The sequence below is a fragment of the Neobacillus sp. DZ-9 genome (assembly GCF_059587065.1).
The window spans coordinates 1-16,946 of sequence record NZ_JCAIOL010000016.1; the positions used below are offsets into that span (position 1 = coordinate 1).

The window sequence follows — 16,946 nt, forward strand, 5'->3', positions numbered from 1 at the left end:
TTGATAGGTCAGAGGTGGAAGCGCGGTGACGTGTGGAGCTGACTGATACTAATCGTTCGAGGACTTAACCAAGTCATTAAGGTGAACTCGTTTTTACAAACTTCTTCTGCATTATCTAGTTTTGAGGGAATGAACCCTTATTAATATAGTCTGGTAATTATGGCGAGAAGGTCACACCCGTTCCCATACCGAACACGGAAGTTAAGCTTCTCAGCGCCGATGGTAGTTGGGGCACGCGCCCCTGTGAGAGTAGGACGTTGCCAGGCACGAAAAGGGACAGCTAAATAAGCTGTTCTTTTTTGTATACCCAAAAAAGCAATGAAAATTAAAAACAAAGGCAACGGATTTTCTCCATCGCCTTTGTTTTTTTATGGCTGTAGTGCGATTTTAACTATTCACAGCAGGTGATATCTCTTCTAATTCTTCCCCCGAGTTATCAAGCTGCTTAATTAGTTCAATAAATGGCTCGACGAATTGTGGGTCAAATTGTTTCCCGGAACAGGCCCGTAATTCAACAATGGCTTCTTTAAATGTTTTCGTCTTTTGATAGGGCCGCTCGGTGGTCATGGCATCAAACGAGTCAATGACGCACAAGATACGGGCTAACTTTGGGATAGATTTCCCGGCTAGACCATACGGGTAGCCTTTACCATCAAAGCGCTCATGATGGAGCTCGACCAATGGGATTAAATCCTCTAATTTCTTATTGGTTGAAATAATTTCTTTACCCCAAGTCACGTGCTTTTTCATCATTTCCCATTCATGCGGATCGAGCTTTCCTTTTTTATTTAATATATCCCTTGGGATTTCAATTTTTCCAATATCATGAATTAAAGCACCAAGGATTAGCGTTTTCCGTTCGTGGTCAGTTAAATGAAGCAGCCGTGAAAAGTCAACAGCATATTGGTAAACCCTTTTACTATGACGATAGGTATAAACATCCTTCGAAAGGAAAATTTTTAATTGCTGTTCTGCTTCTTCCAGCTCTTTTTCAAGAGCGAGAGAGCGCTGGACCGAATACTCAGAGTGTTCATTGTATACCCTGACCAAATTTTTTCCTTGGTCTTTTGCCACGTACATTGCCTGATCTGCCTTATTGAGCAGCTCAGAAATACTGTATGTTTCCTTTTCACATTCAGCAATTCCAGCAGAAAATGAAAGACAGCCATAGGGAAGTTTCTCGACCCCTTTATAATAGGTATCATTTGCTTTCTTCCTAAGACCATTCATAAAGTCTAAGGCTGTTTTGCGGTTCGTGCTGGGCATCAAAATTGAAAATTCTTCGCCTCCGTATCTAGCAACGGTATAGTTGTTTGCTTCTGATTCCATTTTTAAAAGTGTCCCAAATTCCTGCAGAAGATGATCCCCTTGAATGTGTCCAAATAGGTCATTGTATTTTTTAAAATCATCCAAATCCAGAAGGACAAGACTTAAGGAGTGTTCATTTTCTTTTGCAAAGGAAACTTCTTTTTCTAAAAGTTCCTTAAAATAGCCATGGTTATTAAGTCCAGTAAGGAAATCCTTATTCGCTTTGTCCAGTGTAGCCTGATATAACTGAAAATGCTGATTAAAAGCCACTGATAAAAGAATAGCGATACAAACAAAGAGAAAGGGGCCAAAAATTTTATGATGCTGCAATAAAATTCCAAGTACCATCGAGAGTAATAATGTACTCAAATAGCTTACTAGAAAAGTTTTATCTTTAACAATGCCCCTCATTAATTTGATGGAGCTTTCTGTTTGTTGAAGAAAGAAGTACATACTAATTAATGCTGTATTTAAAATAAAATAAATACTTAAAGAAATGATATATGGTATTAAATGAACCGTTTTTATTACCCCAACATCACCTGTTGAAAGAATAAAAGAATAAAAGGAAAGGATAATCATAATACAATAAATGGAGAAATTAAATAAATGCTTCCACCAGGCAATCCTCCGTTTATAAAGCAAATAAATAATGGAATTTAGCAATAAAATATCTAAAGTAAAATCTAAACCGAAATAAAAAATGCTGGCCAAATATATGGCGGAGTCCATCGAAATGGAATTTCCTTCAGGCGGAATGGGAATCGTGTAATGGTTAAGAAGTAAAATTGCCCCAACTAAAGCGAAGATTGTTAAAATCTTATCCCCCACATTATAATCAAATGGGTTTAAGATGAGGAATCCCAAACACCCAATTAACGTTACAAAAAATAAATAAAGGTTAGCAGGTTGTTTCATTTTATCCATTTTCAACCACTTCTATCTAAAAATTTTAGAGGGGAGAAGTAAATATGTTTACTTCTCCCCTTTCCTAATTAAATAAGTTTCATTCCTGATGTTAAAGCAACGATTAAAGAACCGATAATAATGGCATTGTAAAGAATGCCTGTTAATTTAATTCCTTCAGGCTTTTGCTGTTTCATCCTGTCTCACCTCCCTTAATGGAGGATGAAAATTTATCACGCCTTCCTGCTCTAGCATTTTTAAGCATTAAATACTGTACAAAGAGGAAGCCCCCGATATTCATAATGATATCTCCGATACTAATAATTTGAGTTTTGGGATATGGCTTGGTAATCGGGATGATATCTCCCAAAATGCCCAGTTTTGTTGATTCCGTCAATACGGCGTGCTTTGCGTATAATTCCTCTTTAAGTACATCCAGGTATCCTGGCTCCAAAACCTTAGCAGCCTCCAAGGACACCGGCATTCTGCCACCATTGACCGCCATCACTAAAAAGTTGAGAAAAACCCCAATTAAAATTAGTAGAAAACCAGGATTTTTACGATTCAAAAATAAAAATATTAATCCTAATACATATACGGCCATGTAAATGTAACCGCTTAATTGACCAAGGAATTTATAATCATTTTGTAATGTAAAAATGACAAGTTCTATTACTAGTAATAGTGGGAAGATCCAACCGCATTTTAGATTTAACTGTGCTAAACCTCTTAAATTACCTTTTCTCAAAAAACCAATAACAAATGAGAGAATAATTCCGTCAAAAACCATCAACAATTAACCTGCCTATCAGCAAATTTTAAATAAAATGTATATATTTGGAAATTATTATATAGGAATAATATCCTATAAATATAATAGTTTTTAGAATTGTCGAATACAAGAGTGAATTTTGAAAAAATATAGTATTTTTTGAAAAATTTTATCGAACTGGAAAAAGTCGAATAAAATCAAAAAGGCCGAGTGGGTTACCATTCGGCCTTTTATTATTGCTTTTCAAAACTCGACAGCGGAATAAATTGATGAAAAATTCCAATGGATTTGACTTTTCCCATTCCTACATCGGAAAAATCTGTTTCGTAGATGGAAAAAATAAAGTAATCGGATTGTTTAGTTCCTGCATCGAAAATAGGTTTTCCAGCAAGTGAGAGAATGCCTTTTTGCAGCAGATTTGATGACTTGTCCATCGTTTTGTGATTAATCCAGTCGATATATTCTGCGCGATCAGGATTAGTGGAGGATAATACAAAAATCACCACAGCCAGCAGAATAATAGAAGCAAACTGTTTCATTTTAAAGACCCCTATTCGTAATAAAATGTGAAAACTAGTATAAGATGTATTAATGCTTGGAAATAAACTCACACTGCTTGTACATTCATATGTTAAAAGGGCTGAAAAAATAACGATTAAATGATTAAAATGGAAACAATATTTTGGTGATAATTGCCTTCCAGTATGTTAAATTATAACTATTATAATCTTGTAAAATGTTAAAGGAGAATTGCCATGTCAAGAAAATGGAAGTGGGTCATAGCCTGCTCTTTATTCCTGCTTTTATTTAACGGACTCGGAATCCTGGCAGCCAATATTCTTGGTAAATAACAGGAGATTTTTCACCCAAAAATCACAGGCAAGGAATGACGCGGATGACATCAAATTTAACTAAACCGATATCGAAAAAGTTACTCTTTGCGATGCTCATTGTGGCGATTGGCGCTGAAGTCCTTCTTTATCTAGCCCGTTACAGTTATATGGCCAGTACCCTGTATGATGCGGTTATGGTTTCATCCTTTTTTGTTGGATGGAAGCTATACCGGCGGCTGGGTTATGAGAGTGCCCAACAGAAAACCAACCGGCAGCGGATTCTGCAATTCACCGGTTCTTTTCTGATATTTTTCGTCGGAAGCACGATCATTAATATATACTCCAGTATGATGTTTACGGATTTCAACGATGATTATGACCAATACGTTGAGGATTATACCGACTATCAATCCTTCGCCGCGGAAGACGATAAGACAGTCGCAACGGATGGTCCCGTTTGGGCCTTTTTTGATAAGATCGATACGATTGGCGAGGATTTATATACGGATGCCCTTGCCGGTTTAGAAGAGGTCTGGCGCCTATGTTATATCATTTTGCTGCTAATGGTGTTTAAAAAAATCTTCCGCCGCCGCTGGGAAAGCGGCTCTAGAGACAGATTCCTGATGATCGCCTTGTTCTTGACCTCGATTATGTTCGGAATTGACCACACCTTGGATACAGAGCAGCCGTGGTCGATTAAATTAGGGGCAATCGTCACGTTCGGCAACATGGGTTTATTGTTAGGCCTCATCCTCCTGTGGACGCGAAGCTTGTGGTTAACGGTTATCGTCCACTCGCTTTACGATATCACGGCCACCTTGTCATGGTATTATATCGATTATGCCGTTGAATATTTTGCGCTTGTTGTTCTTTTTGTCCATCTGGTGCTGTATACATTGGAAAAAATGCATCAAAAACGCCCGAAACACCAGATGGGTATGCAGGAATTATCAAATTTGCCCGAAGAAAAAGGTACGGAATCATTTTGATTCCGTACCTTTGTTTTTTATTTTATCCAGGCACCATCGGCACCAAGTTTATATCCGCCAATCACCGTATTTTTGGCCATTTCCCCGCTTGGGTAGAAATAATACCATTTTTTGTTGATTAACAACCAGCCCCTAGCCATCGCGCCGCTGGTATTTAAATAGTACCATTTCCCGCCGTCGAACAACCAGCCAGTCATCATCGACCCGCTACCGTTAAAGTAATACCACTTTCCGCTCACGGACACCCAGCCGGTCTTCATGATGCCGTCCGCATCAAGGTAGTACCATTTGCCTCCATCCTGAAGCCAGCCGGTTCTTTTTTTGAAGGTTTTTGGATCGAAATAATTCCAATTGTAGTCAAACTGACTCCAGCCGGTAATATTCCATGATTGGGTATAAAGATTAAACGTATCGGCCTCATAAGTATCCTCATCGCCTACTGCAATCAGGTCAAATGTATGATATCCTGCGTAAGGCTTCAACCCTTCCCACTTATAATAATGGGTGTTTCCATCCATTTCGGCCAATAATTCATCATCCATATACAATTCAAAGCTGACAGGTTCTACCCCGTTAAAGTACCAGGCCAATTCCCACGTATTATTTGTATAACGGTTTCCAGTATATTCAAACACATTCACATAGACACCGCGATTAATCAGCTCGGTTACAATCTTATCCGCAGGACTACCCTTTTTCCAAACGATATTATATAAATCATCAATGTGTACTTCCTGCAGATTTGGAATCGATTTTAATGGTGCAAGGTCTGTTGCAGGATTGTAGGAAACATCGAGATATTCTATACTTGGCAGCTGGCTGATTGGTTTAAAGTTTGCAATTTTATTCATATTAACATCTAAATATTGAAGCTGCTTTAATTGCGAGAGAGGACTTAAGTCAACCACTAAATTACTCGGCACTTCTAAGACAGTCAAATTAACTGCAAATTCCAAACCCTTCAGGGATCGGATACCGAGGTCTTTTTCAACAGAAAGCTCGGTCAGGCTCTCTAAATCGCTTATCTGTAAACTACGGTTAAAGACCAAGAGTTCCTCTTTTACAATTCCCTCAAGAACCTTATCTTCCATCGAAATGATTTTTCCGGAAGGAAGCGGCTCTGTCGTAAACTCAATGGTTTGTTCTTCACCTGTTTCGACGCCATCTTTTAGGACTGCAATCGTTACCGAATAATCGGTATTTGCCTTTAAGCCTTTAATCGTGAAGGTTTTTTCCTCGCTTTTTCCATACTCTCCGTCATTAAGGAAAATTTTATAGCTTGTATTTTCTGCCCAATCGCCATGGTATTCCCATTCGATTCTTATGGCGCTTTCACTTGTTACGGCATCTAAAATTTCCACAGGCCCATAAGGCGGACAATCGATTTCAACGCCTGCTTCGAACAGTATATCAAGTGTTTGCCAGGCATTTCTATCGTTGTACCAATCAATATCTAAGTCCATCACAGATACATAAGCTAAATTAGGCAGGGTGGTTAAGCGGTAAATATTTGTGATATTTGTCCCGCTGATGTCAAATTCCTCTAGGGAGATTAACCGCATCAAATACCCAAGGTCTTCAATCGGGTTATAGGAAATATTAGCTGCCTGTAATTTTGTCAAATTCAGGATTGGTTCAATTGATTCTATATTATTGTCAGAGACATTGAGCTCTTCTAGGTTGATTGCTTTCTCTAAACCTTTCAAGCTATGAATCTCGAGCCCCTCGGCATCAAGAGTAACGAGCCCTTGGAGTTTCTGTTCTGTTATTGGCTCCTCATCCGTTAAGGATAAGGCCTCTCTGACTGATTTTTCAAGTGTCTTATCCTCGAAAAGAACGACAGAATCGGCAGCCGCTTCCGATAGATTTGGCAGCGAGAATATCGCTCCAAGGAAAACTAGTAAAAATAAAAGATTCTTTCTCATTTCATCCCCCTAAAACAAGTAATACTTGTATTATACTTTATAGCTAATTTTTAAAAATACTGGAATTTTTAGGGATATTTTAAGAAAAATAAAGAAGTCTAGCATTAGACTTCTTTACGAAAAGATTTTTTTCCGAGGTCTGTTCCGGACCTTTATGTAGGTATTGCCTTCTTTACAGCGAAACACTTTAATCCCTATTAGTTTTAGGGGAGTGAATATCTCCTTCATATGCAAAAGCGGCATACCTTCAGCCTCCTAAAATAGTAGTTATTTCCATTATAATGGATTTCCAGGAATGGGAAAACTGATATATCTCGATAAAAATCGACTGGATTCACGAAAATGCAACGTAAAACAGTGGGATTTCCCGAGAAATGACGATTTTGGTCTAGGATGGATTGTAAAGATAAAGTAAGTTTGGTGTGTTAATTTGGTAAAATTGTTAAATATTGTAGATTGATAGATTGTTTTAAAGTAGAATAGTAGGTGAACGACAAAAGTAACTAGAAGGGGGAATGCCTATTTAGTATGTTTACTACCATTAAGTCGCAGGTATAAACATTCAAAAAGAGGAGGCGTAGAAATTGAGGTTTTTTAAAAAACAGCTTTTTATTTTAACCACTATTTTAACATTACTAGCAAGCTACGTACTGCCATACCTTCATCATGCGAATGCAGCAGAAAATTACATAACGGTAGCACAAGCCATTGCAAATAACTCCGGAACGGCAACCGTGAAAGGATATATTGTCGGCTATGCAAAGTCAGGAACGAACTATCAGACTGCAGCACCATTTCCAGATGATTTCAATTTTGGTATTGCCGATAGTGCAGCTGAAACAGACCCGGCAAAAATCCTTCCAGTTCAAATAACTTCAGGTTTCAGAGCGGAGTTTGGGTTAAAAACGAATCCTGCGAATATAGGGAAGGTTGTTTTTATCACTGGAACATTAACCCCCTATTTTAGTGTGCCAGGATTAAAATCCCCAGCTGCCATGAGCTTTACAGCTCCAGACGGAGGCGGTCCCGTTGATCCGCCACCAGTCCCGGAAGATGGCATCAAAATCAGTGCCATTCAAGGGGAAAGCCATACTTCGCCATACAATGGCAAAAATGTTACTGGGGTGACCGGAATCGTCACTCAGGTGATGGACGCAAACAATTTCTACATGCAGGACGCAGTTCCGGACAATAATCCGAAAACCTCCGAAGGGATCCTGGTTTACAAAAAAGCCCACGGATTTGTGAAAGGCGATAAGGTGGCTGTTGACGGATTAGTTAAGGAATGGGTCATTGATGGCTACAGCGACAAGCTGGAAACGGACCTTCCATCCACGGAAATCGATGCAAATGCAGGGAAAACTACTAAGCTAGCGAGCGGACAAGAATTACCGCCTGCCCTTGTCTTTGGCAAAGACATCAACCCGCCTTCACAAGTCGTAGATAATGACAAATTTGCCAGCTTCGATCCTGAGGAAGACGGAATCGACTTTTTCGAAAGCATTGAAGGAATGCGGGTGGCCATAGAAAATCCAGTCGCAGTTGCGCCGCAAAGATACGGCGAGGTTCCAGTGATAGCCGGGAAAGTTGATGGCAAGAACTATACAACTCCAGGCGGAATTCCGATTACAAAGGGCAACATGAACCCTGAAAGACTGCACCTGCTGTTTGGCAACAAAAACTTTGTTTCCAAAACGGGTGATCGCTTTGAAGGTACCGTTTATGGAGTCGTTACGTATACCTTCCAAAACTATAAAATTCTTACCGATGAAGCTGCTTTGCCAAAGCTGGTGGAAAGCGATTATAAGCAAGAGGTAACCGACATCGTCAAGAACGACGAAAAGCTTACTGTGGCTTCTTATAATATGGAAAACTATACAAAAGCAGATGCAGCGAAAACGAATAAAATCGCACAGTCGATTGTACAAAATCTGAAAACTCCTGACATAGTCGGTTTAGTAGAGGTCCAGGATAATAACGGTGAAACAGCTGGCGGTGGAACAGATGCTTCACAAAATTATCAGGCCCTGATCGATGCGATTAAAGCAAACGGCGGACCTGGTTATAAGTGGACAGATATTGCGCCTGTTGACAATCAGGACGGCGGCGCTCCAAATGGCAACATTCGTGTCGGCTTCATTTACAATCCTGACCGCGTCACCTTAAAGGCAGGTGCGGCAAAAGGTACCGCCACACAAGCTGTCGGCTATGAAAATGGCTCGTTAACCTTGAACCCGGGAAGAATCGATCCGGCTAATTCGGCATTCTCTTCCAGCCGTAAACCGCTTGCTGCTGAATTTATCTTTAAAGGCGAAGACGTAATTGTCATTGCCAACCACTTTAACTCCAAGGGCGGCGACCAGCCGATTTTTGGAAAAAATCAACCGCCGGTACTGGGCAGTGAAGCCAAACGGGTGCAAATCGCCGGCATCGTTAACAACTTTATTAAAGATGTAAAAAGTAAAAATGCGGATGCGAATGTCGTCGTACTTGGTGACTTGAACGACTTTGAATTCTCCAATCCGTTAACGACACTAAAAGGAACAGAATTAGCAAACTTAATCGAAAAAGTTCCTGCACCTGATCGCTTTACCTACAGCTATCAAGGAAACTCGCAAGTGCTTGATCACATGCTCGTGTCTAACAATCTAGCAGATCGTTCCGAAATTGACATCGTCCACTTGAATTCACCATTCACGGCAGCACAGGGACGTGTCAGTGACCATGATGCAGTACTGGGGCAGTTCAACCTGAAAACAGAAACTGCGCCTCCGGCTCCTAAGGCCATTGACCTGTCAATCATGCACGTGAACGATACACATGCTAATGTGGAACAGTATCCAAAGTTGACGACGGCCGTCAACCAAGTGAGAGCCGAAAAGCAAAATGCCTTGCTTGTTGACGCAGGGGATGTGTTTTCGGGAACGCTTTACTTCAATCAATATCTTGGAAAAGCTGATTTAGGCTTTATGAACACGCTTGGCTATGATGCGATGACATTTGGTAACCATGAATTTGATAAGGACTCTGCCACTCTGGCAAGCTTTATTCAAGACATGAAGTTCCCAATGCTAAGTGCAAACGTCAACGTAACCAAGGATCCTACTTTAGGACCGCTTTTCAAAAATCAAATCAGTGACTCGCCAGAAGGCGGCAATATTTATCCAGCAATCATCAAAGCGGTTGATGGTGAAAAAGTCGGCATTTTCGGGTTAACAACGGAGGACACTTCCTACCTTGCGAATCCATCCGATGAGATTGTGTTTGAAAATGCGACAGAAAAAGCGAAAGCAACAGTTACGGCGCTTAAAGCTGAAGGAGTCAATAAAATTGTCGTTCTATCTCATTTAGGCTATGGACCAGACCAGGAGCTTGCAAAAGCGGTGGATGGGATCGATATTATCGTGGGAGGACATACCCACACAAAGCTTGATCAGCCAGTTGTGATTGAAAAAGCAGAACCAACCGTCATTGTTCAAGCAAACGAATACCTCAAATATTTGGGTCTATTAAATGTTAGCTTTGACGAAAATGGTGTGGTGACTGCGCAGAACGGCAAGCTGATTGACCTAGGGCCAAATTCTACGGTTGTGCCTGATGCAGCAGCACAGGAGAAGGTGAACGAATTAAAAGCTCCGCTAGAAGAGTTGAAAAAGACAGTTGTCGGATCTTCTAATGTTCTTCTAGATGGTGAACGCACAAATGTACGCTACAAGGAAACGAACTTAGGTAACCTTGTTGCCGATGCGATGGCCTATAGAGCTAATCAACTGGTGCCTGGAACCTTTATCGCAATGCAAAATGGCGGCGGCATCCGTGCCTCGATTGACCAGGGAGATGTCACGCTTGGTGAAATTTACACGGTTATGCCATTTGCTAACTTACTAGTTACATTAGATCTGACCGGAGCCGAAATCTGGAAGGCACTTGAACACAGTGTCAGTAAGGTGGAAAGCGGTGCAGGTCAATTCATGCAGGTTTCTGGTATTCAATTTAAATATGATCCTGCTAAACCTGCATTTGATAGAGTTTGGGATGTGAAGGTTAAAACCGCGCACGGCTTTGAGCCAATCGATTTGGCGAAAACCTATTCTGTCGCAACGAATGCATTCGTTGCAGATGGCGGTGACGGTTATACTGTCTTCAAACAAGCGAAAACAGAAGGACGCATTCACGAACTTCTTCTTGTCGACTATGAAATTCTAACGGATTATTTTGCAAAAAATATCCCGGTTTCTCCATCAGTTGAGGACAGAATCACGGCCGGTGCAGAGCCGCAGCAGCAAAATGGCTGGGTGCAGGCAGACGGTAAATGGTATTACTATGAAAATGGGGTCATCCATACTGGTTGGTTAGAATTAGAAGGTAATAAATATTACCTTAACCAAGATGGAGTGATGCAGACCGGCTGGGTAACGATAGAAAAGTTAAGCTATTTCTTCGGTCCTAACGGTGTCATGAAAACGGGCTGGGTTAATGCTGCTGGAAAGTGGTATTTCCTTGGTGCAGATGGTGCTATGCAAACCGGACTTGTTGAAATAAATGGCAAAAAATATTACCTCGGAACCGACGGGGCAATGCAGACCGGCTGGATCACAATTGCTGGAAATGTCTATTTCTTTAATGCCAGCGGCACTATGCAAACAGGATGGCTGGATTTAGGCGGCAATCGTTATCACCTTGGAACAGACGGCGTCTTACAGACAGAGTGGGTTGAGATTGAGGGCAATTGGTATTTCTTCGATGAGACTGGCGCCATGATCACCGGATGGGCACAAATTGACGATGAGTTCTATTATTTCGATCCAGACGGCATCATGACAATTGGATTGAACTACATTGATGATGAACTCTACTATTTTGACGAATATGGTGTGAATCAAATTGGCTGGGTTGATATCGAGGGACAGTGGTATTACTTTAATGAAGATACAGGTGCCTTAAAGCTAGGCTGGGTATTTTCAGGTAAACAGTGGTACTTCCAGGATGAAGACGGTATTGTAACCGGCTGGGTGAAGGACAAGGGGAAATGGTATTTCTTGAACTCCGACGGTGTCATGAAAACAGGCTGGGTGAAGGACGCCGGCAAGTGGTACTTCTTAGCCTCTTCTGGTGCGATGCAAACAGGCTGGATTAAACCAGATGGAAAATGGTATTATCTCGACGCATCCGGTGCCATGAAAATTGGCTGGGCCTATGTCAATGGCTCCTGGTACTTCATGAATAAAAGCGGTGTTATGCAAACCGGCTGGTTGTATACAGGAGGTAAATGGTACTACTTATATACAACTGGAAAAATGGCTAAAAACACCACTATTCAGGGCTATAAGCTCGGCGCTGACGGCGCTTGGATCCGCTGATAACTCATAGTAAAAAAGACCAACTCTACTTAGAAGGGTTGGTCTTTTCTATTTTAATATAGAAATAACATTCCCCAACCAGGAAATAGGCAGCTTGTTTTATTAGATAAAAGCTCTATTAAATGCCCTATTTTAACCGAGAAACCATATGAATCATGCCTTTCCGACACAATAAAATGGCACGCTCCGTGTCTATTCTCTCAATTTTTACAAAAAATGATCTTCATGAATATGACAAGATGAATCTATAAAAAACATCTAAATACAAATTTTTTTTCCCAATATGCCGTATTGTGGAGACATGAACCTATATATGACTATAGTCGCACTCCTTTTTGTCGAAAATTGCGAAAAATACTTCTTCGTTCTCCGAATAATCTATTGCCAATTCTAGACAAAAATACTAAAATTATATTTGTATATTCCGACTTTTCTAACTTGATAGAAAAAGGGATAAACAAATAAGTAGAATTACATATTTTACATTAGGGGGGAAATCTTTAATGAGTAAAAAGAACCACAATAAAAAACGCAAAATTGCTACATACGCATTAGCGTCTGCTCTTGTACTAACAAACTTCAATTTTGTTTCCCAAACTAAGGCTGCAACTTACAAGCCAGGTGATTTAGAAGCAAAGCTTAAGCAATTCAAGCAAAACCAAACAAGAACTGTATTTAAAAAAGATGCAGCTAAAACTAGTGCACGCGACAATCTTAAAGCGACTGACAAGGTTCGTGTTATCGTAGAGGTTGACGGACAAACTCCAGTTGAATATGCAACCAGTCAAGGTGTCCTATATAAAGAATTATCAGAAGATAAAAAATCTTCAATCGCTGCCAAAGCTGAAAGTCAGCAAAAGTCTGTAAAAGATAAAATTGCGGCTAAAGGTGTAGCGATTAAGTACAAACAAAAGTATTCCACTGCCTTCAATGGTTTCAGCGGTGAAATGGCTTACGGCGACCTCGCTAAGATTGAAAGCGTTTCCGGTGTAAAAGCGGTTTACTTAGCAAATGAGTATAAAAAGCCTGAAATGGAACCAAATCTAAAAACGAGCCACAACTTCATTCAATCCCGGACAACTTGGAAAGATGCCGGATTTAAAGGCGAGGGTATGGTTGTAGCGGTAATCGACACTGGTGTGGACCCAAGCCATCGCGACTTTAAATTGACTGACACTTCGAAAGAAGGATTAACGAAACCAGCGGTTGATAAAATTGTAGCTGACAAAGGCTTAAAAGGACATTTCTACACTGACAAGGTTCCTTATGGTTACAACTACTATGATCAAAACAACACCATCCTTGACTTAGGACCTGGCGCAAGCATGCACGGTATGCACGTTGCTGGTATCGTAGCAGCAAACGGTGACGAAGCTAATGGCGGTGTTAAAGGGGTTGCACCGGAAGCGCAAGTTCTTGCGATGAAGGTATTCTCTAACGACCCAATTTACCCATCTACATGGTCTGACGTCTATCTTGCAGCGATTGATGACTCTATTAAACTAGGTGCCGATGTTCTAAACATGAGCCTTGGTGATGTCGCTGCATTCTATCAAGAAAACGGAGCAGAAGACCTTGCGATTAAGCGCGCTACTGCCAACGGAATCGTTTGTGCAATGTCTGCTGGTAACTCCAACCATATCGGTGACGGCTGGAAAAACCCATATGCTGAAAACCCTGATATCGGTGTTGTGGGGGCACCAAGTTTAAATCCTGACGGTATCTCTGTAGCTGCTTCTGGCAACGAAGCATTCTTGTATCAAACAAATGTTACAGTTGACGGACTAGCAGGATTCACAGCTTTAGGTAAAGGTATTGACGATTGGTCAAAGCTGGCTGCAGACAACGGCGGTAAACTTCAACTTGTCAGTCTTGGAGGCGATAAGGTTGGTTCTCCAGAAGACTATAATAATGTTGATGTAAAAGGTAAAGTAGTACTAGTTCCACGCGGTACTTTATCTTTCTTTGATAAAACGAAAAATGCTGCCGATGCAGGTGCAGCAGGGATCATTGTTTATAATAAAACAAATGGTGTATGGTTCGATAACCAAGGCGGCTGGAATGTACCATTCATGTTAATCCCTGGGGCAGAAGGCGCAACTCTTGAACAGCAGATTGCTAATGGTCCAACGTACATCAACGTTGCTACAGCCAATAAGCAAGAAAGTCCTGAAATGGGTCGTATGACAAGCTTTACTTCATGGGGTGTTACACCGGATCTACACTTGAAGCCTGAAATTACTGCTCCTGGTGGAAATATTTTTTCTACCGTTAACAACGATCAATACGAAGTAATGAGCGGTACTTCCATGGCATCACCGCATGTTGCCGGCGGATCTGCTCTAGTTCAGCAATACTTGCAATCTGATGCCCGCTTTAGCAGCCTTTCTGTTGCTGACCGCACGCACCTGGCAAAAGTATTATTAATGAACACAGCTCATGTGATCGAAGACTTAAACGGCCAGCCGTTCTCACCACGCCGTGAAGGTGCTGGAATGATGCAAACCTATTCAGCTGTTACAACACCTGCTTATGTTGTAAACAAAGCCACTGGCGATTCAAAAGTAGAATTGAAGGATTTCCAAACTAGCAAATTCGAAATGACATTCACAGTGAAAAATATCTCTAAAGATAAATCTGCAACATACACTGTAGATACTAGTGTGTTAACAGATACTATTCAACAAGTGAAAAATAGCCCAGAAAACAATGCTCTTATTGCTGGGGACCTTGAAGGTGCAGTGGTGGATGCTCCTAAAACAGTAACGGTTCCAGCTGGAAAATCAGTTGATTTTACAGTAAAAGTTGATTTTACAAATGCAAAAATCCCGGTTGTTGACGCTGATGGCAACCCTAAGCTTCCTATTAACTTGAAAAAGAACATTTTCGTTGAAGGTTCCGTTAACTTAGTAAGCGCTGATGCAGCTGTTCCAAACTTAACCGTTCCATATGTAGGTTTCTATGGCAAGTGGGATGAGCCAAAGATTGTTGATGGATTTAAGACTCTTGGCGAAAACCGTTACTATAATTTGGATCGTCTGTTTGATGGCGGTACAGACGTAGAAGTAGACGGACAATTCTTCGGCACATCTGTTGATAACAAATTTTATGCTCTTTCACCAAATGGAGATGGATTATTGGATACAATCAACCCAATTCCATCCTTCTTAAGAAATGCTGCTGAAGTTCAATTCAACATCTTGGACAAGGACGGCAATCAGCTTAAGCGTGTGAAGGCAGAATCTGATGTTTACAAAAATGCCTACGATGGCGGACAAGGCTCAGCGTTCTCTTATAAAGCAGACCGCGTTTGGGATGGAAAAGTAAATGGCCAACCTGTTAAAGACGGCTTGTACTACTACGAGATTAAATCTGTAGTCGACTATGCTGGTGCCCAATGGCAATCGAAGAAAATTCCAGTTTATGTAGACACTACTAACCCAGTGGTTGCTTCTACTTACGATCCTGAAAAGCAAGCGGTAACTTGGAATACAACTGAAAATGGATCTGGTGTTGAAAGCTACCTTATTCTTGTAAATGGCGAAGAAGTAGCTCAAGTAGATGGCAAGGCAACTTCTTACTCATTTGCCAGCCAAGAAACTCCAGTTCCTGATAAAGCAATTGTTCAGGTAGTGGCTTTTGATAATGCTGGAAACGTTGGCTATGATACCGCTGCAATCGGTGATGTAGACCTGCCGCTAATCATCATATCTGATGGATCGAAAGATGATGATGGAAATTATATTCCAAATTCACCAGAGCCATGGGGCGCATACAGTACAAAAGAAGTTCCTGTAAAAGGATTCGTTTCTGATGATACTGGCATCAAAGCCATTAAAGTAAATGGAAAAGACGTTGAATTCTCGCAAAATGAAGAAGATGGCAAATTCTACTTCGATACAACTGTTAAGTTTGATAAGGACGGCTTATATGATATAACGGTTGAAGCGACAGATCACTCTAATAAGTCCTTTTCGATTGCACGTAAAGTCTTTATCGATACAACTAAACCAGTAATCAACGTAAACGCACCTTCCCGTGTAGATAAGAATGTGGATAAGGTTACCTTAAATGTGAACCTTCAGGATAACTTCCACTACTTAAGCTTCTATGTAAATGAAGATAACGAGTTTGAAGTTCCAAAAGTAAGCCCGATTGATGATATTCAACCATTGAATAAAAACTATTCCGTAACTGTACCACTTAAGGAAGGCGAAAACAAAGTAACCTTAAGAGCAAAAGACCTTTCCGGTAATGAAACAGTGAAGGAAGTTGTCATCAACCGTCAGGATGCAGTCGTACAGAAGAATGGCTGGAAAATGGAAAATGGTTCTTGGTTCTATTATGTAAATGATGTTAAATCAACGGGCTGGGTTAAAGACGGCGGCAATTGGTACTTCCTGAAGAATGACGGCCAAATGGCTACTGGCTGGGTATTTGATAAAGGCGCTTGGTATTATCTAACTAAGTCTGGCGCTATGAAGACTGGCTGGTTATTAGAAGATGGTAAGTGGTATTACCTAAACGGTAACGGTTCTATGGCAACTGGCTGGAAACTAATTAACGGCAAATGGTACTACCTAAACAAAAATGGCGTTATGGCTGCTAACACAACTGTAGACGGCTATAAGCTAGGAAAAGACGGAGCCTGGATTAAGTAATAACGAGATCCAATGAAGGCGAACAGATTCCCATCTGTTCGCCTTTTCGCTTGATAAGCGTATAATTGTCGACTTTGAGAATTGTCCAGCTCCAGCGCCTAGCCCCTCGAGGTCATAAGCCACTCCCAAATAGAAGGCAAAAAGCGCCTTCTTTTTGGGAGCGTCTTATGCTTGTCGGGGCTTACCAAGGCG

At 40.9% G+C, this 16,946-nt stretch carries 7 protein-coding genes and 1 rRNA gene; 4 read left to right on the plus strand and 4 right to left on the minus strand.

The annotated features are described in order from the left end of the window. Positions 1 to 149 precede the first annotated feature (149 nt). A 5S ribosomal RNA gene (rrf, locus tag AC59HZ_RS28270) occupies positions 150 to 266 on the plus strand. A 121-nt stretch (positions 267 to 387) separates the two neighbouring features. On the opposite strand, the gene AC59HZ_RS28275 is transcribed toward rrf, so the two are convergent. The 3 genes from AC59HZ_RS28275 to AC59HZ_RS28285 form a co-directional block, all read right to left on the minus strand. Next, positions 388 to 2,235: a diguanylate cyclase gene (locus tag AC59HZ_RS28275; protein WP_496549096.1), complete on the minus strand. Its 1,848-nt coding sequence runs from the start codon at positions 2,233 to 2,235 to the stop codon at positions 388 to 390. A 172-nt stretch (positions 2,236 to 2,407) separates the two neighbouring features. Continuing rightward, positions 2,408 to 3,004, minus strand: a complete 597-nt coding sequence (locus AC59HZ_RS28280) for a DUF5317 domain-containing protein (protein ID WP_496549154.1) — start codon at positions 3,002 to 3,004, stop codon at positions 2,408 to 2,410. 215 nt (positions 3,005 to 3,219) lie between these two features. Next, positions 3,220 to 3,525 carry a DUF4359 domain-containing protein gene (locus AC59HZ_RS28285; RefSeq protein ID WP_496549097.1) on the minus strand — a complete coding sequence of 102 codons (306 nt, stop codon included), beginning with the start codon at positions 3,523 to 3,525 and terminating at the stop codon, positions 3,220 to 3,222. 356 nt (positions 3,526 to 3,881) lie between these two features. On the opposite strand from AC59HZ_RS28285, the gene AC59HZ_RS28290 reads away from it, so the two are divergent. Next, a complete protein-coding gene (locus AC59HZ_RS28290; protein ID WP_496549098.1) occupies positions 3,882 to 4,808 on the plus strand; it encodes a CPBP family glutamic-type intramembrane protease in 927 nt (308 codons plus the stop codon). 17 nt (positions 4,809 to 4,825) lie between these two features. On the opposite strand, the gene AC59HZ_RS28295 is transcribed toward AC59HZ_RS28290, so the two are convergent. Further along, positions 4,826 to 6,733 (minus strand): hypothetical protein, encoded by a 1,908-nt coding sequence (locus AC59HZ_RS28295; protein ID WP_496549099.1) that lies wholly within the window; start codon positions 6,731 to 6,733, stop codon positions 4,826 to 4,828. A 584-nt stretch (positions 6,734 to 7,317) separates the two neighbouring features. Here AC59HZ_RS28295 and AC59HZ_RS28300 point away from each other — a divergent pair. Then, complete coding sequence (locus AC59HZ_RS28300; RefSeq protein ID WP_496549100.1) at positions 7,318 to 12,093, plus strand: 5'-nucleotidase C-terminal domain-containing protein; 4,776 nt, start codon at positions 7,318 to 7,320, stop codon at positions 12,091 to 12,093. Positions 12,094 to 12,596: 503 nt separating this feature from the next. Further along, a complete protein-coding gene (locus tag AC59HZ_RS28305) occupies positions 12,597 to 16,754 on the plus strand; it encodes a S8 family serine peptidase (protein ID WP_496549101.1) in 4,158 nt (1,385 codons plus the stop codon). Positions 16,755 to 16,946 lie beyond the last annotated feature (192 nt).

Excerpts from the sequence above, each read along its gene's own strand:
- AC59HZ_RS28285 (WP_496549097.1), bottom strand. The coding sequence starts at position 3,525 with ATGAAACAGTTTGCTTCTATTATTCTGCTGGCTGTGGTGATTTTTGTA.
- AC59HZ_RS28295 (WP_496549099.1), bottom strand. The coding sequence starts at position 6,733 with ATGAGAAAGAATCTTTTATTTTTACTAGTTTTCCTTGGAGCGATATTC.
- AC59HZ_RS28275 (WP_496549096.1), bottom strand. The coding sequence starts at position 2,235 with ATGGATAAAATGAAACAACCTGCTAACCTTTATTTATTTTTTGTAACG.
- AC59HZ_RS28305 (WP_496549101.1), top strand. The coding sequence starts at position 12,597 with ATGAGTAAAAAGAACCACAATAAAAAACGCAAAATTGCTACATACGCA.
- AC59HZ_RS28290 (WP_496549098.1), top strand. The coding sequence starts at position 3,882 with ATGACATCAAATTTAACTAAACCGATATCGAAAAAGTTACTCTTTGCG.
- AC59HZ_RS28280 (WP_496549154.1), bottom strand. The coding sequence starts at position 3,004 with ATGGTTTTTGACGGAATTATTCTCTCATTTGTTATTGGTTTTTTGAGA.